22 protein-coding genes are annotated in these 21328 nt (G+C 30.7%); 14 read left to right on the top strand and 8 right to left on the bottom strand.

All coding sequences use genetic code 11. The annotated features are described in order from the left end of the window. Window positions 1–197 precede the first annotated feature (197 nt). The 4 genes from CG11_RS27795 to CG11_RS27780 all read left to right on the top strand — a co-directional run bounded on the left by CG11_RS27795 (window position 198) and on the right by CG11_RS27780 (window position 3427). The gene (locus CG11_RS27795) at window positions 198–662 is read left to right on the top strand and encodes a hypothetical protein (RefSeq protein WP_052600182.1); all 465 of its coding nucleotides are present in this window, start codon (window positions 198–200) and stop codon (window positions 660–662) included. 7 nt (window positions 663–669) lie between these two features. Further along, entirely contained in the window at window positions 670–1245 is a 576-nt protein-coding gene (locus CG11_RS27790) for a hypothetical protein (RefSeq protein ID WP_052600181.1), read from the top strand. A gap of 32 nt (window positions 1246–1277) precedes the next feature. Beyond that, complete coding sequence (locus tag CG11_RS27785; RefSeq protein ID WP_052600180.1) at window positions 1278–2429, top strand: caspase family protein; 1152 nt, start codon at window positions 1278–1280, stop codon at window positions 2427–2429. A 419-nt stretch (window positions 2430–2848) separates the two neighbouring features. Then, window positions 2849–3427, top strand: coding sequence for a recombinase family protein (locus tag CG11_RS27780; protein ID WP_052600179.1), 579 nt, complete (start codon window positions 2849–2851; stop codon window positions 3425–3427). A gap of 212 nt (window positions 3428–3639) precedes the next feature. Here CG11_RS27780 and CG11_RS27775 read toward each other — a convergent pair whose 3' ends face one another. Together CG11_RS27775 and CG11_RS27770 are read right to left on the bottom strand one after the other, a co-directional pair. Next, complete coding sequence (locus CG11_RS27775) at window positions 3640–4485, bottom strand: nucleotidyl transferase AbiEii/AbiGii toxin family protein (RefSeq protein WP_052600178.1); 846 nt, start codon at window positions 4483–4485, stop codon at window positions 3640–3642. Then, on the bottom strand, window positions 4482–5258 hold the full coding sequence (locus CG11_RS27770) for a type IV toxin-antitoxin system AbiEi family antitoxin (RefSeq protein ID WP_197044004.1): 777 nt from the start codon (window positions 5256–5258) through the stop codon (window positions 4482–4484). Before CG11_RS27770 ends, CG11_RS27775 begins: the two co-directional genes overlap by 4 nt. Window positions 5259–5573: 315 nt before the next feature. On the opposite strand from CG11_RS27770, the gene CG11_RS27765 reads away from it, so the two are divergent. After that, window positions 5574–6182 carry a recombinase family protein gene (locus CG11_RS27765; RefSeq protein ID WP_052600176.1) on the top strand — a complete coding sequence of 203 codons (609 nt, stop codon included), beginning with the start codon at window positions 5574–5576 and terminating at the stop codon, window positions 6180–6182. Here the strand turns inward: CG11_RS27765 and CG11_RS30315 are convergent. The 4 genes from CG11_RS30315 to CG11_RS27750 form a co-directional block, all read right to left on the bottom strand. Next, the gene (locus CG11_RS30315) at window positions 6179–6469 is read right to left on the bottom strand and encodes a hypothetical protein (RefSeq protein WP_156039953.1); all 291 of its coding nucleotides are present in this window, start codon (window positions 6467–6469) and stop codon (window positions 6179–6181) included. The two genes, CG11_RS27765 and CG11_RS30315, sit on opposite strands and share 4 nt — an antisense overlap. Then, the gene (locus CG11_RS30990; RefSeq protein ID WP_255352016.1) at window positions 6450–6572 is read right to left on the bottom strand and encodes a hypothetical protein; all 123 of its coding nucleotides are present in this window, start codon (window positions 6570–6572) and stop codon (window positions 6450–6452) included. Before CG11_RS30990 ends, CG11_RS30315 begins: the two co-directional genes overlap by 20 nt. Window positions 6573–6756: 184 nt before the next feature. After that, window positions 6757–7797 carry a Fic family protein gene (locus CG11_RS27755; protein ID WP_052600174.1) on the bottom strand — a complete coding sequence of 347 codons (1041 nt, stop codon included), beginning with the start codon at window positions 7795–7797 and terminating at the stop codon, window positions 6757–6759. Window positions 7798–8169: 372 nt separating this feature from the next. Continuing rightward, entirely contained in the window at window positions 8170–8643 is a 474-nt protein-coding gene (locus CG11_RS27750) for a ParA family protein (RefSeq protein WP_255352017.1), read from the bottom strand. Between the two features lie 203 nt (window positions 8644–8846). On the opposite strand from CG11_RS27750, the gene CG11_RS27745 reads away from it, so the two are divergent. The 5 genes from CG11_RS27745 (at window position 8847) to CG11_RS27725 (ending at window position 13565) form a co-directional block, all read left to right on the top strand. Continuing rightward, window positions 8847–9500 carry a ParA family protein gene (locus tag CG11_RS27745; protein ID WP_052600172.1) on the top strand — a complete coding sequence of 218 codons (654 nt, stop codon included), beginning with the start codon at window positions 8847–8849 and terminating at the stop codon, window positions 9498–9500. Window positions 9501–9557: 57 nt separating this feature from the next. Further along, entirely contained in the window at window positions 9558–9833 is a 276-nt protein-coding gene (locus CG11_RS27740; protein WP_052600171.1) for a hypothetical protein, read from the top strand. 460 nt (window positions 9834–10293) lie between these two features. Beyond that, window positions 10294–11736, top strand: coding sequence for a replication initiation protein (locus tag CG11_RS27735; protein ID WP_197044003.1), 1443 nt, complete (start codon window positions 10294–10296; stop codon window positions 11734–11736). 123 nt (window positions 11737–11859) lie between these two features. Continuing rightward, window positions 11860–12900 carry a hypothetical protein gene (locus tag CG11_RS27730; protein WP_052600169.1) on the top strand — a complete coding sequence of 347 codons (1041 nt, stop codon included), beginning with the start codon at window positions 11860–11862 and terminating at the stop codon, window positions 12898–12900. Between the two features lie 8 nt (window positions 12901–12908). Further along, window positions 12909–13565, top strand: a complete 657-nt coding sequence (locus CG11_RS27725) for an outer membrane beta-barrel protein (RefSeq protein WP_156039952.1) — start codon at window positions 12909–12911, stop codon at window positions 13563–13565. 155 nt (window positions 13566–13720) lie between these two features. Here the strand turns inward: CG11_RS27725 and CG11_RS27720 are convergent, their stop codons facing one another. Next, window positions 13721–14035: a hypothetical protein gene (locus CG11_RS27720; RefSeq protein ID WP_052600167.1), complete on the bottom strand. Its 315-nt coding sequence runs from the start codon at window positions 14033–14035 to the stop codon at window positions 13721–13723. A 301-nt stretch (window positions 14036–14336) separates the two neighbouring features. Continuing rightward, window positions 14337–15797: a hypothetical protein gene (locus CG11_RS27715; RefSeq protein ID WP_156039951.1), complete on the bottom strand. Its 1461-nt coding sequence runs from the start codon at window positions 15795–15797 to the stop codon at window positions 14337–14339. Between the two features lie 195 nt (window positions 15798–15992). Here CG11_RS27715 and CG11_RS27710 point away from each other — a divergent pair, with 195 nt between their 5' ends. The 4 genes from CG11_RS27710 to CG11_RS27695 all read left to right on the top strand — a co-directional run bounded on the left by CG11_RS27710 (window position 15993) and on the right by CG11_RS27695 (window position 21312). After that, on the top strand, window positions 15993–17750 hold the full coding sequence (locus CG11_RS27710) for a type IV secretory system conjugative DNA transfer family protein (RefSeq protein WP_052600165.1): 1758 nt from the start codon (window positions 15993–15995) through the stop codon (window positions 17748–17750). Between the two features lie 9 nt (window positions 17751–17759). Then, window positions 17760–18527: a replication-relaxation family protein gene (locus CG11_RS27705; protein WP_052600164.1), complete on the top strand. Its 768-nt coding sequence runs from the start codon at window positions 17760–17762 to the stop codon at window positions 18525–18527. Window positions 18528–18602: 75 nt separating this feature from the next. Beyond that, window positions 18603–19931 (top strand): hypothetical protein, encoded by a 1329-nt coding sequence (locus tag CG11_RS27700; protein WP_052600163.1) that lies wholly within the window; start codon window positions 18603–18605, stop codon window positions 19929–19931. A 427-nt stretch (window positions 19932–20358) separates the two neighbouring features. Next, entirely contained in the window at window positions 20359–21312 is a 954-nt protein-coding gene (locus CG11_RS27695) for a hypothetical protein (protein ID WP_052600162.1), read from the top strand. Window positions 21313–21328: the final 16 nt, after the last annotated feature.

The following is a 21328-nucleotide window of genomic DNA, read 5'->3' as shown; positions in this document are numbered from 1 at the left end:
TTCTATCAATACTTTATTAACAGCGTCTAATAAGTCTTGCCAGTAGTATTTCCTACCAAAATTTCTAAAACATTTATCCAAAGTGTTATATCTAAGCTGTGCATTCTTATTTACAGGCATTTTATTATAAAATCTTATAGTACACAAAGAGTGTACAAGACGAAAAGATAATTGTATATATCACTAAATATACAACTATGAAAAAAATAACATACTTTTTATTGCCACTTATAATTTTTATAAGTTGTGGCGATGGGGAAAAAAAGCTACAGACTGGTCCTATCAATGCTGGCACAGGAAACCAACTAAATCAGAATATAAGTGGAGGTACAGTAACAACAGCAGGGGGAAATATGACAACAGAGCATCATTATCACAATTCAAATCACATTCATACAACGGAAAATAATTCTAAGAATCAAGATAATCCAATACGATTAGAAGAAAGGGATACCTTAGAACTAATTTTTGACGGATACAATAAATACACAAAATTCATGATAGATAATTTACCAGCCCAGCTTATTAGTCAATCGCCTATACTTATATCTATTCCTAGAAAAAACACTAATCAAGTGCTAAAAGCATTTTCTAATTCTTCAGAAAAGAAAACTTCAGGTAATTTCCAAAATAATCAAACTATAACATTCTCTAAATATTAGATTAGCTATGAAAAAAATACTCCTACTCTTGTTGTTAACAATTTATTCAAAAGTTTCTTTTGCTCAGAGCTCCAAAAATAATTCTAAATCTGTCTTTATTGCAGGGGTGAGAATGTCAGACAACAATTTTGTTGATCTAACAGAATTCATCACAGGATATTTAGAAAATGATTTTTTAGCAATGAACATTCCTATATATAATGAAAATCTAGCTGGATCAATACTAAGTATCAAGCAAAAATGGCTAAACTCAGAGAATCATATTAAACCATCTGACTTTACATTTGATTCAAGTGATAAACAAAATTTACCTTCTTATGCAATATTTGGGACAATTAAATTTTTAAATAGAACTGATATATACTTCTATACCTTAGAAATATACTCTTTAAAAGAATCAGGGAGTAAGTATATATATCAAAAAATTGCTGGTGATGATTTTAGATTTACAAAATCTGAAGCAAATAAATCCCATTCTAAAGAATTTGAGGATAAAATAAGAACTATTCATATATCTCTAGGAAATCAGTTAAGAGAAAGATGGGAAGAAAAAAGATTTGCATCTCCTCTATCACTAGATTAAGTCTATATATCATTATATCTAATATTAAAACTATGAAAATTAACATATTAATACTTTTTATTTTTTGTCTGAATTTCAGTTTATTCGCAAAAGACATAAGAGATATTCATTATATAAAAATAATGGATTCTAATAATGAAGCTTTTCTATTAGCATCTGAAGCAATTGAAAAAAAATTTGATCGTCAAGTAAAAGAAATATCAATAATGCTTGGTATTGTTGATATTAAAGAGCATAATTTAATGGGGAATAATTTTACAGAAGACCAAATAAATCATGTTATAGATGATGAGCTAAAATATTCGAAAGGGGATATTATTATTGTTGTTTATTTAGGACATGGATATAGAGAGAACTGGCAAAGAGAAGATAGTTATCCTATTTTATTTCTTGGAAAAGGTGTCAATACATTTAGATATAGTGATTTGCTAGATGATATATTATCTAATAAGCCATCAGTAGTTATATCTATTCTCAACACTTGTAACGCATTGATTCCTGGATACCAAAATCACCCCCAAATTGCAGGAGAACCAGATGGCTCAATAGGTAGTAAAATGAAATTTTATGATGGACATAAAGACCTAAATAATTCCTCACTATTTTGGCAGATATTATTAGCTCCACTAAAACAAGAAAAACATAAACCGTATATTACTAAATGTATTGATTTTATTTCATCAGCGCCTAATAGCTATGCAAATATTGATAAAAATGGTGGGATTTTTTTCAAATATTTAGCAGAAACAATAGATAACTATCTCTACTCTTATAAAGAAAACTATACATGGGAATCAATGAAGTCAGAAGTAGAATCAGTCACAAAAAAACAAATTTCGTATGCAATAAGAATGGATCCTGAACGGATAAAAAAACAAGTTCCTGTCTGTAGAATTACAACCAAAAGGCAAACAACAGCAACAATATATTCTGAAAAAATTTCTTATAAAGAAGAAAGAAATGAGCAACGAAAAGATATCAGAGTTCTCAAGAAAGAGAGACGAAAAAAATATCACTTTGATTTGAAGTCTTTGAAAGAGAAAAAAGTAAATCATCTAAAAAATCCAGCATACTATAATACAACACTAAAAGAAATACGACAATACTTTAGGGTTCAGAAAAAACAGTTGCGTGTAAATTTCATAGATGACATGAAACGATTTGGTGAGATAATCAAATACTAACTTTTTAGGTAATTATCACGTAAAATTGTTCAGTAAAAAAACTAATCATAAACTCACTTATAACATTTATTATAGTAGCCTAAAACAAAACGTTCATAATCCAACAACTATCAATCCGTTTCCACCTGACAGTTTCTTAAATACTTGAAAAAAAGATTATAAAGCAATGATTTATGATGAATCTCTTTCTTTTAATGGAATGTTAGAGCAGATAAAATTGTTCTTAGAACAAATGAAAACATTACAATGGAATCGGGATTTATCGTTCTAGTAAACGCCCCTTTTTTGTTACTTGCTATACCCCTAAAAAACAATTCAAATTTTCCCCGAATTTACAATCTCAATAGTTACATAAAGTAGTTGCACAAATCAAAGTAATATTTATACCTTTAGTGTACCTTTTAATTTAACTTTTGACTATGAAAATCGGATATGCACGTGTAAGTACTAAAGAGCAATCTTTAAATCTTCAAGAAGATGCTCTAAAGAAAGCAGGTTGTGAAAAAATATACAGCGAACATATTAGTGGTGCAAAATCAAACCGTCCACAATTACAAGAAATGATAAAACAGCTTCGCCAAGGAGATATTATCGTTGTATGGAAACTAGATCGTTTAGGAAGAAGCCTTAGAGACTTGGTAAACTTAGTATCAACATTTCAAGATATTGGAGTAGGCTTTCAATCTCTACATGATGCAATTGATACAACAACGCCCACTGGAAAGCTAACCTTCCATTTATTTGCTGCTCTAGCAGAATTTGAAAGGGATATTATTAGCACTAGGACTAAAGCGGGTTTGGAAGCTGCAAGAGCTAGAGGACGTAAAGGTGGTCGCCCCAAAGGTTTATCTAAAAAAGCTCAAGACAAAGCACGTTTAGCAGAAAGTCTATATAAAGAAAATGAACGCTCTATTTCTGAAATTTGCAATCATCTCCATATTTCTAAACCCACTCTATATAGATATTTAAGAAGTAGAAGTGTTTCCATTGGCAAATAGCATATTATATTTTTTATGCAAAAAGCTAAAAAAACTGATTTTTGAGTACAGGACAAAATTATAAATTTAGTTAGCTGATAAAATATCAGGGGTCTAATATCTAACAATCGTTAAACAAAGATCCTATGGTATTAAAAAGGCTTACGATAAAATGGGGTTCAGTCTGCAGACCTTATGAACGGAACTGTAAGGGAATCCCTAAATAATACACCTCAACTACCTTTTTCAATAATTTTATCAAATTTCCTTAACTGCTTCTTTACACCTCGCCAAATATCTTTAAATTTAGGTAAATCTTTAATTTGATGTTGCAAACTATTATTCCATGCTTTTTTTAATGTAGTTTCTTTAGATTTTACTTTCTCCGAAAATTCAGTATATATGTGACCTTTATGCTCTGCTTTTCGCTCAAACTCAAAAATAACATCTTCAAGATCAATACTTTCTGTATTAGTAATATAATCAAAATCATATAAATCTCTTGGTGTTGTTCGCCCCATTAATGCTGCCATTTTTTCAATTATGACTTCTTTTAAATCATAGCATTTAATTTTAAATCTACCATTTTCGTCCTCTTCTTCCTCTAAGTCCGTGTATTCATGCAAAACTCCCTTCTCTTCAACATCAAATATTAAAACTTCGCCTCTTGTTATATCAACTTTTATGCTATCTTTTTGCCCTCCTAGTGGTCCAACATAACGAATATAGAAATGTATACTCCCTGTTCCCTCGTGAGTTCCTATTTCATCGTCTAGTATGGATAATTCCATATTGATAGCATCTTTAATATCCTCAAAAACATTTTCAAAAGCAATATAAATATCATCATCTGATACATCATCTGGACTAAGGGTAAAGTCCATATCTTCCGAATAACGATAATCTTCTATATGTACTTTTTTTAGACAAGTTCCTCCTTTAAATATTAATACATTTTTTAGCAAATCATTATTGGATATCCCCCATAAAATCCAAGATATAACATAGTCCTTTTGAATCTGTTGAGGTCTAACTTTTTCTCTATTTGAAATTTGTTGAATTTCTCTACTTTTAATCATGTGTATAAAGAGTTTTTAATTGTTTCAGTATCTACATTTATTTTTAATCCAAATCTATGATTTTTACGTCCTTCATCAGATGCAGAAGTATCTAATAATGGAAATCCTTCCCCTACATTCCTTAATTTAAGCATTCCTTCATGGTGAGCTGTCCACTCAAGCCCTATCAAATCGTAAAGGAACAAGTAACGTTTTATTGCTGCCTTACTTTCGTTTTGAATCAAATAATCAAATAACCTTTCTAATTTTATTTTATTCCTTGTTTCATAAATTGCTTTAGCAACTTCTATTACACCATCGCACAAATGAGGTTTTGTAACTGCATCTACAATGGTTTTTTCTAAGTCGCTTACCATTACCTTTTCATATGAATTAATCCAAGTTTTTTTATATCCAAAGAACCTTGTCATTACATGAGTAATAAATTGAAATTCTATACCTTGGATAATCTTTTTGGGAGGATTAACCCTATGTCTTATTACCACTATCTCTTTAAGAGAAGGTTGAGTTATTAACCCATGAACTTGCATCGCAGAATAATACCCTATGTAATATTTCTTACCTCGCATCAAGTATTTCGCCACTAAATGCCAATCAGGAATGTAGTGTTCAGGATCTGCACTTTGGGGAACAATATGATACAGTCCTTTAGATAACTTTATAAGCATCCCTTTTGAAACCATTTTAGACAAGACATCTAGTAAGTTTCTCTGTTTCATCGTTGGATACTCTTGCACCACGTCTTGAAAAGAAAAACAATCATAATCGTCCATCGAAAATTTTTTAATTATATCCCAACTAACTTTACTAAACATATTTGATTCTATTGGTGAATAGTATATCAAAAATAACAAAAACAGATAAGAATTGTAAGCAAACTACATATAAAACTGTAGTTTGCTTACAATTCTTATCTGTTTTATTGTTTTTCTTAAAAAAATGGAAGTGATTACAAATTTCAGCAATAGAACGATCATTTATTTTGAGATTATTAAGTAATAATTAATCATTGATATTTTTATATTTTTTGTTATAATAAAACCCTAACAATAGGGTTTACACTTAATTTATAACAAAAAGCACTATCCATGAAAACAATAGCCTACCTTAGAGTAAGTACAACAGATCAAGACCTTGAAAAAAACAAAGCAGATATTTTACTCCTAGCAAACAAAAAAGAACTAGGGCAAGTCCAATTTGTAGAAGAAACGATTTCGGGTAGAGTGAGTTGGAAAAAGAGGAAAATTGCTGCGATAATTGACGAACTTGAAAAGGGAGATAATCTACTTGTGAGCGAACTTTCTAGGATTGGTCGTAGTATGCTTGAAATTATGCAAGTTCTCAATATTGCCATTGAAAAGGGTATAAACGTTTTTGCTATCAAAGGAGATTGGAAATTAGATAACTCAATACAGAGTAAAATCATGGCAATGGTTTTTGCCATGGCTGCGGAGATTGAGCGTGATTTGATTTCACAAAGAACAAAAGAAGCTCTAAAAGCAAAAAAGGCTATGGGTATAAAGCTTGGTAGACCTAAAGGATCAGGCAAAAGTAAACTTGATAAATTTAGACCTGAAATTGAAGCTTTGCTCAACAATGGCTCTACACAAAAATTTATAGCGAATAGGTATGGTACTACTCCTGCCAACCTATCACTTTGGATGAAAAAACATGGTATCAAGAAAGCCAAGCTCTAAGCTCCCTCAATGCTAATTAGTTTGCAAATATTATCTAGTTCTTTAATCTTATCTTGATAAAACTGTTTAAGTAATGCTTGTCTTTTTTTAGACAGATTCTTTTTTCCTTTTTTGACTTCCCAAAGATATTCAGGTGATATACTCAATTTTGTTGCAATATCTTTTTGTGTCCAAAGTACTATCATTTTGGTAAATCCAATTAATAAAAAAGGGGTAACCACTACGAAACCCCTTGCAAGTTGGATTTCATAGTGGTTATGATAAAAGTTATTTGTTATTAGTGACAATTGTTTCTTTTAATTCATTCCAGTTAATTTCGTTCAAATCAATCAAATCTTTTAAGAAAATAGATTCCACATTGTCATACATTTCTTCGATTAACTCTTTCAAGCTTTCTAATTCATCAATAGATGATGGATTAAAATGTACGCTAACAAGCCATGTAGCTCTATTAGTTCGTCAATTGTACTTAGTCATTGTGTAGTGGTTAATAATAAAGAACTCTTACTAGAGCATTATTGTTATATTCAAAAAGCTTTGGATTGCAAGGCTTTTTAGAAAAAAAGTTTTCTAATTAATTTTGTCTATACCTTACAGCTCTACCACTCCCCTCTTTTTGGATTAATTTTTTATCAAGTAATTGCCTTAATAGCCTTTTCACCGTTGGTGCGGGAATAGAAAGTTTCTCTGATATTTGACTAGAACTAATCAATGAATATTTCTCTATTACACCTAAAATTTCTTTTTCTTTAGGGGCAAGTTCTAATTTTGCATTACGTCTATCTAACTTCTCTTTGAGTTGTCCTTGAATATTACGTATAGCATTAAAAAAGAATAATACCCATGGTGTTGTATCTTCATTAGGTCTATTTGCTTGGCACGTTCGTAGTGCCTTATAGTACTCTACTTTTTTACTTTCTATCTCATGTTCAAAACTAACATATTGAATCCACTTATAACCTTCTTTCAATAATAATAGTGTCGTTAGCAACCTACTCATTCTACCATTCCCATCTTGAAATGGGTGGATACTTAGGAACTCGTATACAAAAATAGCACACTTAACCAATACTGCGGTTTCTTTATCTTTATTATACCATGAAATCAAATTTTCCATAGCTATTTGTGTAGGAAATCCAACAGGTGTTGTTTGAAAAATTATTTGACTTTCTCCACTAGGTAACGTAGCTTGTACGGCATTATCTTGTTGCTTATATTTCCCTTTATGCCAAGCATCTTTGGGGCTGTGTCTCATTAGCATATTATGAAAATGCTGTATTGTTGTTTCATTGATTGGGATATTTTCGTAAGATTCAATAATAGTATCTAACACCTCAAAGTAACCTAAAACTTCTGCCTGATCTCTATCTTTAACCTCTGTTATATCAATTTTATCTAAAAACAAGGTAATCTCTTGATTGGTCATTTTAGCACCTTCTATCCTTGTAGAAGCACCAACACTACGAATAGTCGCTATCTCTCTTAGTTGTTGTAAATCACTACTCTTTTGTTGTTCTAAAAATTCCCAAGCACCATCAAAACTATACAATTCACTCATAATTGCTAATAGTTTCCAATCTATATTGACCCTTACTGTATGTACGTTATTTTCCATATTTTTAGATTAAAGTGATACGCAATGATACGCAATGATATGCAAATGATACGAAAAAACAAGTCAAATAGTTCTTTTGATACAAAAACTAGATATAACAGTTAATACTATTATCCTATTCTCTCAAGAGTATTAAAAAATAGATTTCATTATAGGTGTACATTTATGGGGTTTGCATTTACAATATTGCAAATATTTTTTTTGCTAAAAATCTCTAAAAACTGATAATAATTGAATTTTACATATCAATTTCTTTAATTCATCATAGACCTTATCTATTTCTTTTTCCTTCATTTCTGCAACTCCCCTTCCCTTCTCATAAGCATTTTTGTATACTATCTTATCCTTAATAGGAGATGACAAACTAGAAAATCATAAACTCCTAACTCTAACTGATAATTCTTTACTTTTATTGGTTTGGGTTATTTGATTCAAAACAAAACGAACGCTTAAAGACGGATTACAATGCTTTTGAATTTCTTGAACACGGCTAACAAATTTTTCAGTTACTCTTATATCTGATTCACTAGGAACAACAGGAATTAATAAAATATCTGATAATTTTAATATTCTATCTGTCAACTCAATATTTGATGGTGTGCCGTCTATTAAAATAATATCATAATTTGACTTTATGACCTTCAATATCTTTGCAAGTATCTTTTCAGTTGGAGCAAAAAATACGGGAACATTGGGTAGTTTTTCATTCCTAATTCCGAACCAAGTTAAAGTGCTTTGATTTATATCTGTATCTATAATGCAAACCTTCTTTTTATCTTTTGCTAGACACACTCCTATATTTTGACATATCATAGTTTTTCCTACTCCTCCCTTATAATTTGTGATTCAAATTACCATAATGATTAAATCTTAATTTTTCAAAACCCAATTGTTTTACTAAAAAACTACACTAATACAATACTTATTTAATTATTTAATTAAAAAATTAAATAAGGAAAAGATTAAAAAATTATTTACACAAAAAACTATTTAATTAAATAATTAAATAGTTATATTGCTATCCATATTTTAACTCCAAAAAAATATTTATGATTATTTCAATTACAAATCTAAAAGGGGGAGTAGGCAAGTCTACAATTTGCCAAAACTTGGCAGTTTGTTTTGTGAATATGGGCTATAAAGTTTGTATAGTTGATACAGACACAAACCAAACATCTATGAAATGGATTAGTTTCAGATCTGATGAACTACCTAATATTCCTGTTTTTGGTATAACAGAAGCTGGAGCTTTGCCCAATAATATAAAAATATTAAATAAAGACTATGATATAGTTCTTATAGATGGTACTCCTTCATTGTCAAAAATGACAAGTAAAATATTACTACTATCCAATATCACTATTATTCCTACTCTATTGAGTGGGGCTGATTTTTGGGCGATAGAACCATTTGTTGAACGTTTAAGCGAAACCCAAGTAATCAATGAATCTTTGCAAAGCTACATACTTTGCAATAAGTTTGACTCAAGAATAAACCTTGAGAAAACCGTTGTATCTGCCCTAAAAGCATTTGAAGAAGATTTTAATATAAAGACGCTTGATAGTAAGATAAAACAACGTGTAATATACAAAGATTCAATGCTTAAAGGGTTAGGTGTTTATGAAGCTACAGACCCAAAAGCAAAAACCGAGATAATTGCTTTAACAAACGAAATACAATCTATTATTGAAAACTTTAATTAAAAACTTAAAAAAGTAAATAATTAAAAAATTATTTAATCTTATAATTATTTAATTAAAATGGCAAAAAAGAAAAATACTGAAATAAAAAATGCCCTAACCTTAAAACCTAAAGGCATAGTTCCTAAAAGACCTGTTATAAATAATCAAGAAATAGAAAAAGCTACAAGTGAAATACATGAGGAAGAAGTAAAACCTAAAAAAGAAAAAGAAGAAGTAAAAAAAACAAGCATACATATACCAATGGAGCTTTATCGTAAACTTAAAAGAGAATCTTTTGATAAAGGAATCACTCTAAGAAAATTAATTATTGATATTTTAGAATCCAAAGTATAATTTTTTAATTAAAAAATTATTTCATTATTTAAGTAAAATACAATTTTCCTAGCGTTAATATTTTTAGGTATGTGTGCTTTTATTTTCAACTTTACAAAAAGAAAATTCTTTCACTAACTATGACAAAATTGGGAACGAGCATTAAAATTTTGATTAGTAATAGTATAAACTTATTAGAGTAGTACTTATTCTATGCTTTACTATGACAAAATTGGGAATCAGTTTTTAGGAATAAAAAACAACAACATTTTTCCTAATTATGCTTGTTTTGTTGTTTTCTCTATTTTATATCTATTTTAATCTATTTTCAGATGCTCCAAACCCTTTTATTTGCTAGGTTTAGAGCATCTAACTATGACAAAATTGGGAACAACTATGACTTTTTTGGGAAGATATATGACAAAATTGGGAACAACTATGACTTTTTTGGGAAGGTAATATGACAAAATTGGGAACAACTATGACAAAAAAGATTTTTAGTCATAATTTGCTTGAAAAAATATTATCTTTGTTTAAAATAAAAGCATATTATATGGATAATCAAATCTCAATGTTTTCTACTCCGAATAATAAAAACCTTGTAGTTAAGTCAAACTCTCTAATGGAAGCAAAATTTCATTTCAAATTATGGGAAATGAGAATTTTTGAAAAGATGATAAGTTTAATTAAAAAGGGAGATAAAGAATTTAGATCATGCAAAATCTATATTAAAGATTTGATTAACTATTTCGATGGTAATAGTAGGAATGATTATGACTTGATAAGAGATGCTGCATTATCGCTAGGTGATAAGAAGCTTTTTGTACCTTATATTACTGAAAAGGGAGCAAAAAGGTGGGCTAAAATTAGCATATTCCCGACAGTAACAATTCCTGATGGCGAGACGAGGGGGGGAGAAAATGCTTATATAGAATTGGAATTTCATAACGATTTAAAGCCTTATCTTTTAGATTTGAAAGAACGTTTCAAAGCCTATGATATTAGAAATATTCAATCTTTAAGAAGTATCTATTCTATAAGAATGTTTATTTTATTAAAACAATTTGAGACGATTGGGAGTAGAAAAATAAATGTTGAAACTTTAAGAGATTTATTGGAAGTTGAGAAGAAACAATATAAGCTCTATGCGGATTTTAAAAAGAGAGTTATTCTTAGACCTCAAAAAGATTTAAAAAAATATTGTGATATATGTTTTGATTTTGAGGAAATAAAGAACGGTAGGAAAGTTGAAGTTATTAACTTTATAATCAAAAAAAATACTCCTTTACGAGCTAAACCGTTGTTGAAGCAAAAACCTAAAGAAAAAGAAATCAAAAAAAATATTCTAAATGAGGAACAAAAAGCCTTATTTGAAAAAATTAAAGAGTGGGGAATAACAGAAGATACATTTAAAGATTTAATTTCTAGTCGTAAAATTGAGCATATAGAAACGTGCATAGAGGTAACAGAATTTACAAAAAATGTTAAGAATAAAGGAGCATATTTTGTTGGTCTTGTACAAAAAAATGAAGTTGTAAACAGTAAAAAAATAACTGAAAAAGCAACCAAAAATCAAAAGCTAAAAAAAGAGAAAACGGCTTTACTAAAAGAACAATACGAAGAAGAATTAAAAAAGATAAAAAAGAGCATTTTTGAGGAAGAAAATGCAATTACTTTAAGTTTGTTAGAAGATGGTGAGTTAATGGAAAAAATACTAGAATTGGCAAAGACTAGTAGTTTAAGTCGTTATGATGTTTCTCTATCCTTTGATATGAATTACAAAAAGCCACTTTTTAAAGCATTTGTTAGTAGGAAGGTTAAAAATATACGCCCTGAGAGTTTTAAGAGCTTAGAAGCGAAATTAGAGCATGAAGAACAACGTTTATTGAAAAAATATAAGAAAAAACAAAAAGATATAAACTAAAGATAGGGGTTCTATATATTCTATGTTATTTATATCTAAAGTTTCATTAATGATTGGTTGTTATTATTTTATAAAGTTATATTTGTATGATTAAATCACATGACAATTAAATAATAACACCTTATGAAAAATTACTTTTTAGGTTTATTTAGCCTAGTTTTTATTAACCTTTTTACAGGAGCATGCACTAAAGAAATAGATGAGACTACTTTTAGTACTGTAGATAATACCATCTTAAACAAAGAAAATACAAAGAACTCTAAAACTATTTCTTGTCATTATGAAGGGGAAGAGTATGTTTTGACTTTCACAGAAGATGGTCAAAATGTTATTTCCGATAAAAATTTTGAAGCTTTTAATCGTGCTACGTCAGGAAAAGGGGATTTAGTTGGGTTTAAAATGCCCAATTATTCTAATAACAATTTATTTCTATTTGATTCTGAATTTGAAGGGTATGATTTTTTGGAGAAAGACTTTAATGCTCTTATAGGAAGAAAGTTTAAGTTTTCTCTTAGAATAGATCAGTTAAGAGAAGAATTGAAAAAGAAGTATGGTGAAAGTATAAATTATCAAAATCAGGCTATTCACGATGAAGTTTTAGCGTCCATCAAGAAAATTTATGAAGAGCTACATTATACTGGTGATTTGCCTAGAGATTTAGAAGCTTTTGTAGGTATAAAGGCACAACAATTTCAAGCAGGAAGATCACACGTATTGCTCGTTTATGAGCATCAAGGAGGAAACGGAGCAAGCCTACAAGTAGAAACAGCTGCGAGTACTTCTATATGGAATTATGGCCCACACAATTGTTACACTATGGCAGCTTTGCCTGATTTGGGCTTAGAAACAATGAGTGGTGGTACATCTTGGAATGATCAAATTTCTTCAAGAAATTTTCAGTATGTATCAGGTGCAGATGCAATGGGAATAGGTTATTATAAGCATAGATATTATCTTGCTACTGGTTGTAATTACATCGTAGAAATAATATCTCCTAACAGTGGGTATCAAGCACCAGAGTTAATGAATTTTAATTTTAACTGGCCAGGGTTCTTGAATGGTCTTTTTTGCGGAACCATAGAGGATAATATTTCTAGTCTTAGTGTTAAAGCTATTTGGCAAGGTTGTTATACAGATGATAATCAATTTAGTGACTTATTTTAATGAAAGTTATGAGAAACATATTTTTGTTGTTTTTTATCACTAGTTATTTTGTAGCCAACAGCCAACACCAAATTAGTATACATGGAGGATGGACAGCTTCTAAAATAGTAGAGTTTAGAAAACCTAGTATTCCAACGGGAAGTTCTTATGATGATTTACACGCCTTTCCAATGCACCATGGGGTATATGGTTCTATCGAGTATGAATATATGCTTCATCCATTCAAATTGTCAATAGGAGTGTCCGCATCAGAATTTGGAACAAGTAAATATATAGTAGGTCCTTGGGCTACTTATTATATTAGTATTCCCATGATGTTAGGTTATCATTGGAGCTTGCCTAAAAATTTTGGCGTTACTCTAGAGGGAGGGGCTGAAATAGGGATAGAAACTAGTTCTACTGTATTTAATTACAATAAGTCACAAGTATTAGCTTTAGGTACTGTTGGCATAGAAGCTGCTTGGAAGCGATTAAAATTTGGAGTTAAAGGGCATTTTAGCCTTAATCCATTTAGAGATTGGAATACTGCCTATTTACATCATTCAGGGATTACAACCTATATAGGTTATACTTTATTTGATTCTGCACAAAATAAGAAAAGACGTGCAAAACACCTAGAACAAAAAGAATCAAAAACGCCTAATGATTTATTGAAAAGCGAATAGATATAAACTTGTAAAATTCTATAAAAGAAGTCATATATTTTGAGGGTGACTTCTTTTATTTTTTGCTGAACGAATAAACCATATTGTGACCATCCGTTTTATAAAAATTAGCAAAAGAAGAAACCTTTTGCTAATCCAAATTGCCTAAAGCAATTTTAGTACTCACTAGCTAGCATTAATGTAGCGTAATGATGTTCTTCGGGATGGTCACCATTAGCTAGCTCGGTTTTGGTGACTTGGTCAATGAAAAAGAGCTTCAAATTTCGTTTTTCGTTGATAAAAACCACCAAATAATCACACCCGTTTTGCTTGTGTGCCAAATACATTGCATTGACGACAAGCAAATAAACTTCTAAGGTGCTTAACTTGGCTTGTACCCCACGAGTTACTAAAAGCTTTCCATCAAACCAATAATCACCCTCTTTTACTTCTTGGGCTTTACGAACCCATCCAAATTCGGAAATATCCATTTTGCTGTTTTAAGTTTTGTTTTATAATATTTTAGCAAAGTGGATTGTAAAAATTCAAGAAATTATATCTAGGGCAAATCTATCATAAACCCAATAAAAAAAGCTTTCAGTATACACTAAAAGCCTTTTGCTGCTTATTTACTTCCAAAGAGTTGAAAAGTGAATAATTAGCTCTAAAATAGGCAATATCCTAAGATAATTAATGCCCTTCTCCACCATTTTTCATAATGATATAGTTTAAAAGTGAGATAATAATACATCTTGAATATACACAGATCAATGATTAGTACCAAATTATACGCTATACATCATTCCAATCAATGTACGTTGGTTTACTATTAAGTTCACGCATAAGCCTACCATAGTCTTTTTCTACATTATACGTTCTGAATTTTTGTTCTCTTAACTCTTGATTGAGACTGTGTTGTTCATTATACATTTGCTGAACTTTACCCTCTATGTAAATTTTTTCTTGTCGAAGTTGGTCTTTCAATTCTGAATTTCTTTCCTCTAATCGTCTTTCATTTTTATGGATATTCATGCGGTCAATTTCTAAACCTATTTTCTTTTCTTTGATCTCTAGGAGCTGTGCTTGTGATTTCTGTTTAAACTCGCCATCTCGCAAATCCAAAATTTTATTTTCTATCTCAAGTTGTGTTCGCTTATTATCCATTTGAAGGCTTAAATATTGTGCTTCCTTTTGTGCTAATTTATTTTCTAAGCCTTGTTCTTTGAGCTGGAGTATCTGTTCTCCAAATTCAATAGTTTGTTCTCGTTTACGAGTTTCTAGGTCATGGAGAGCTTGTGTTATTTCCATTTCCTTTTTCATCTGCTCTATATCATTGTGTTTCTTTTGTTGTTCTAGTGAAAGATTTGCCAATTCTAGCATCTTTGTTTTATGCTCGATTTCTTGACGGGTCATGTGTAGCTCAAATAATTTGCGTTCATTATCCATTTGAATTTTTTCCACTTCTAAGCGATCTTGAGCAATCCCTAATTTTTCTTTCTGAACGTCTAAGTGTTTTTTATCAATATTCAAATATTCTTTCTCTAAATTGAGCTTATCCGATTGTAAACCCAAGCGTTCATTTTTTACCTCCATTTGTTCCCGTTGAGCTTCTAATTTGTGTTCTGTTAAATCAAGTTTTTCTTCTTTCAAACTTGTTTTACGTTCTCGTTCTTCTATTTTTTCTAAGCGTTTTTGTTGAGAATAATAATTAACACGACTAGCATCTTTTTGAGCAAAATAATCTTGGTCTAAATCACTTTGCTGTGTTCCCGATGTGAAAGGGAGTAGTTTTTCTATCAACTCATTCCGAACTGCTTTGACTTTATCCGCTAATTGGGCTTGTACTTGTTTGGCAATTTCATTTTGATAATCTGTTTTTGTCATCACAACATAATCATGGGGAGTAGTTAGTAAGAGTTTAAAATCTCCTGGTAAAATGTATGCCTGGTTATTAGCATTTGGATATAAATATCGAGTGTATAATTTCATCAATAAAGAGAAATTTAAACCAACTAGCCTATGCTTAAAGATAGCTTCTTTATATGCCTGTTCTTGATTGTTTTGGACACCTAATCGTCCTGCCTTGTAAGCATTATAATTTGCACGGATAAGCTTTTCTCTGTTGATAAAAATACTCCATGCTGTTTTTGTTTTTTGAGCCCCTTTTTGAAGGAACGGTTTTACATTGGCATTGAATAGGAAGATAAGCTTCTTGATAAATTCGAGGATAATACTTTTATCTTGTTGTTGCATAATAAAAGAGGGAAAAGAATGAGAAAAAGAGATTATTAACCATACAATACGGATAACGTAGTTATTTGATTCATTTTTATATAGATAAACCAAACATATACAAAGGTTTTTCGTATTTGATAGGGTATACCCATAATTGCACTTAAAAGTGTACTAGAAATTATCTTGATTTACTCCAATAAAACCATATTGTGCATGATGACTTTTGAACCTCAACAAGTACTTTCAGAAGAACATTGGGAGCGTTTACTTTGTGAAAATCTAGGTTATAATCAGAATGAAAGTATAGATTTAGGAAGCCTTGATTTTGTTTCTGTTCCTGATTTAATTACGAGTTTTTTTGAAGTATGGACAAGGGCAATTGACAAAAAAGTCAAGATTAGTGAAGTCTTGCTAGAATCAAAATATGGGGAATTGTATAGATGGTTGGTGTATGAAAGAGGGTTTACTTTTGAAGAATTTAAGACCTTATTTGATAGCGAGATTGACGAGCTAGAATATCCTTATTATCCTATCTATGAATTTCTACAAATCACCACCCAAGAGGAACGAAAATATTTAGCTAATAAATACCAAAATGATGTTGAATCGTATTGCGAATTGATTCAAAGTTGCAAGCTGACGGGAGCAGATTTTTTTTTGAAAAGATTGAAAAGCCAATTGCCATTATCTGCCCTCAAAAAGCATTGCTATATAAGCGGAAAAAGCGGAAGCGGTAAGTCTAGTTTAATGCTCTCTATGTTCTATCATTTACAAAAAATAAGCACGAAAAAACAGGGTCATGCTCTTGTTTTGATAGATCCTCATGGAGACTTAGCAGAAGAAGTAGTAAGTTTAAAATTGAACAAAGATAATTCCAATAGATTGGTCTATATTGACCCTTGTTTAGCAAAAGGCTATACCCCCGTTTTAAATCCGTTTGAACTCAAAGATAAGAGCGATGAAACGGTAGAGCTGACAGCTCAAATGCTCGTTGCCGTTTTTGAAGAGTTGTTAGGTGATGCAGGATTAACAATGTACATGAGCGCAGTGCTTTTTCCTTGTATTACTACCTTACTCAAAATGGATGGAGCAACTTTAGCAGACTTACAAACCTTTATGAATGACGAACAAAACCAACACCTTGTAGATTTTGCATTGAAACATAACAACAATCCTAATCATATTCGTTTTTTCAAAACGGCTTTTTACGATAAAATGTATGAAAAAACCAAACTAGCTATTTATACAAGAACCAATAGCTTGTTGAATACACAATTATTTTATAATGCGGTGATTGGAAAGTCAACTATTGACTTAGAAACCGCCATCGACCAAGGCAAAGTAATTGTTGTTAATGCTTCTAAAGGTCGTCTAGGGTTACAAGCATCAAGTGCATTTGGGAGGTTTGTGATTGCCAATTTACAGTCTATTGCTATCCGCAGAGCTACGAAAGAAAAGAGATTTCGCAAACCTTGTTTTTGCTTTATAGACGAGTGCCAAAACTTTTTGACAAAATCAATATCTATCATCTTAACAGAAGCCCGTAAGTACGGTGTACACTTACTTCTAGCGAATCAAACGGTTAGTGACTTAGGAGATCATAGGGATAATGTTTTGAACAATACAGATGTAAAATTGATTGGTAGAAATGGAAATAAGAGCTTGTCAATCCTAGCAAGGGAAACAGGCGTATCAGTAGATAAATTACTAGCCTTGCCTAAGTTTTCATTTTATGCAAGGGTGGGCGATGTACAACCGTTTATGTTTCAAGCAAGCTCGATGCTAGTTAAGGAGCAGTGGGGGAGTGGCAAGTATTATCTCACGAAAGAAGAACTCGAACAGCAAAAGCAATATTTTATAAACAATTCGGGCTACTATACCCAAGTTCAGACCGTGAGCGAAACGTCTTACACGGACACGAAACTAACAAGAGAAGTAAAACCCACGTTTAAGCCAAAATTTGACCAATAAGCACTCATTATGCAAAAATTCAATGCAACACATAGTAAGATAATAGAAAGCCTTGCTATCTATAAATTTTTGACCTACTCACAAATGGTACGTTTGGGTATCTCCAAACAAAAGCCTTATTTGAGTAGAAACATGAAATTGCTTTTAGAGAAAAAGTATGTGGCAAGGTTAGACTTTGGCGTAGACCCAACGAGAGGAAAGCTTGAAAGCTTCTTCTATCTTTTAGGTAAGGCAAAGACTTTGCTTATGGATGAATGGGGATGGAATGAAGAAAAAATTAAACTACCAATAGGCAGAAGTTCTTTTTTCTCCAAGGACTACCAACACCGTAAAGGCACAATAGATATTCAAATCAACGTCTATCAAAAAGCCGAACAAGATGGAAACGAGGTATTATTTTTCAATACCTACTATGATAAAGTTGGAAGTGCCAACAATGGTAGTTTAAAAGCTCTTACAAGCGTTTCTTATGGTCAAGATCAATACTTGATAGCAGATGCTATTTTTATGCTTAAAAAGGGTGAAAATTTGGACTTATATGCTGTGGAATATCATAGGGGTATTGATTCTAAAAGGATGCTCCGTACTATTGAGCAATATGGACGAGTTTTAGCTGAAGGCTCTTTGTCTCTTAAACATGGTTTGAATAAAAATGCAAAGGTGCTTTGTGTTTTTGAGAAGCAAGTTTGCTTAGAGGCTACAAAGGAGCGTTTTATGAATGATAGTAGATTTGAGAGCTTGAGGGAGTTGTTTTTGTTTATGGGGATTCAAAGCTAAATAAGTTTGATTAGTAACTTTTTGGTTGTTTTTGTGTACATTTCAATTTGATTTTTTAATTAAATTGAAATGTACATGAGCCAATTAAAACTAGCATTGGATTTTTTAAAAAAAATGGGCTTACCTCAAAAAGATGTATCATCTTATTTGAATATTCCAGCAAGTACCCTATCGCATAAAAAAAAGGGTTGTTCACCGAATGATCCTTTATTGCTACGTATAGAATCAACGTTCGATATAGAATATAGTGAAGAAAAGAAAAAGTACTTTGCTATCAATGATAAAGAGCTATTTCAAAAAATAAAGAACTATACTTATGGAAAAGCCATGGAGTACATAAATACTCATTGGTATTTATACTTTTATTATGGAAATAGCCCAGAAGATAGAGGGTTGGGAAAAGCCATTGTTCATATATGGGAGCAATATAAAGTGGAAATTAAAAATCTACCTGATGATGAAGGAAGGATTAGGGATTATTTTGGAACATTTGAGCTAGATAAATCAGGTTCTTATCTAGTTTTGAATCTCTTTGATGCCTATACAAGAGATAAATATCTTCATGTTAAATTTGCAGTAGGAGTTGGTTCTAAGCCTACTTTGGCAATAGGACATTATAGTAATATAGGAGAAGGACATAAGTTGGATGCGAGAAATGTTATAATGGTTATAACGGAAGAAGCACCAAAAAGTATGGAATCAAAACGTCTACTAGCTGGTACAGAAGGATATTTAGAAGTTGATAGAAACATTAGACGTTTCCTTTCAGATAAAGATAAAAATTGTCTAAGAATACCTCAAACTATTATCAAAAGTCATAGAAACTTGAATGATTTTTTTAAGAATTATGACATCGAACGAAAAAAGGTTTTTAGTGATAAAAAGTTACAACACTATGGAGGAGAAAGCTATGAAAAAGCAAAGGTATATTATGTCTATCACCTATATAGTGAATATAATGAAGAAGAACATGAAATATCTATATACACATTAAAAATTTGGACAGAATACGAGCAAGGAAAATTTCTTGCAGAATTACATTCTTATGATAAAGTTCATAGATTTTGGAGGGGAGAGCTTTCACGTTATGAATCCTGTTTAAATTTTGTCTTTAAACAAGACCCTCTTTACCAAGATAGTAGATACGCTTTTTTACAAGCAAGTATACCTGATAAAACAACTAAAAAAACAGATTTCATGGAAGGTATCTTAACAGGTATGCAGCATACAGGAAGGCAGTTGCTTTCTTTTCGGGTACTCATTTTAGCAAAAGAATCTGAAAATGCAGAAGATAATTTAGCTAAAGTAAAAGCCTATTTTCAGAAGTTTTCAAATGAACCTAATAATTTGATTAAAGTTACTCCAACTTTAAAGTCTGAATTTTCTAAATTCTTAGAATTGTAACATTTAATTTGAATTACTTTAAAATTTAATTGAATTCAAATTTATTTAAGATAAAATAATTTCATATATTTAAGCTCGTACAAAAAATAGCTATACTGAATACCAGCATAGCTATATAGCAATCCGAGAAGAAAAGGTAGTAAAGCGTTTAGTAGTCGCCAAACTTCATCCACGCAATACTAATATCAAGGATATGACAAGCATTATAAACATATTAGTTGTTTATTCAATGGTTTCTCTCCTTTTTTTCTTCTCATATTAATTAAACTTATAAATTATATAACGATGAGAAGAATGTTATTCTTTCCTATTACTAGAGGTAGTCCGCTTAATTGCATTCTATTGTTTATCCTATCAAACTCCATATAATAAAAATATGTGATAGGTGTTATTCTAATTAATTTTACAAATTTTAATACAAACAACTATGAAAAAAATTGCAATTTTAGCTTTAAGCTTGCTAATTCTTATTGGCGTTTTTTCTTGTGAGAAAGAAAACTCTAAATTACAAAATGACGCTATTTTTTTGAAAAAAATTGAAGGGTTAGCGACTATTCCTAGTAATGTTAAGTTATCAGATAAAATAAAAAATATTATTCTAAGCGAGTTAGATGGTAAAGAAAGAGGGTTGTTTTTTATCGAATATACTAAGGATGATATTTCATATTTAGAAAAATATGGAAAGACAATTGAAGAAGGACATTTAGAATTGTTAGACAAATTAAATATTAATCCTAATTTACCTAGGCAAGAAGTTATAGATAAAATCAAACTACAAGAAAAAAATCAAACTCATCGTTCTAGTTCTAACAATACTGGATATACTTACGTTCCTTACTATTATCAATTTGATCCTAATGAAAATCCCAATAGATATTATTGGTGTGGACACACTTGCTTAAAAGCTGTTGGTAGTAAACATGGGAAAAATAGAACGCTTCAACAAATTCATCAAGCATTTTGGGCTAATGACCCTCTCTATAGAGCAGATAGAAATAATGATGGGCAATATGCTTCTAGTGTAGCTGACTTAAAATATGCAGCACGAGGTAGTAATTTCCCTAATTATGACTATCCAAATTCTAGCTTTGATGACCTCATAGATTTGGCTCACTTTTACCAAAGAGCAATGGATGGAGTAAATTATCATAGACCTATGATTATGCCTAGTTTTCATGCTTCTAATTATGGTCATTTTTATACAATTGTTGGATATATTACAAGATATAAGTCTAATGGAAGTATTGATTATAACAATAGTTTATTATTACTCCGAGATGTTTTAGATAGTTCAGGTGGTTATTTATATGATATGACAGCAACTGTTGAAACATTTTTTAATAATAGGAATAAAGATAGGGTGTTATTTGTTAGACCTTAATTTTTTAACGGTATAA

Origin of the sequence: Aureispira sp. CCB-QB1 (assembly GCF_000724545.1) — a bacterium.
In the GTDB taxonomy this organism is placed as follows: domain Bacteria; phylum Bacteroidota; class Bacteroidia; order Chitinophagales; family Saprospiraceae; genus Aureispira.
This window is presented reverse-complemented; position numbering and strand designations above follow the sequence as displayed.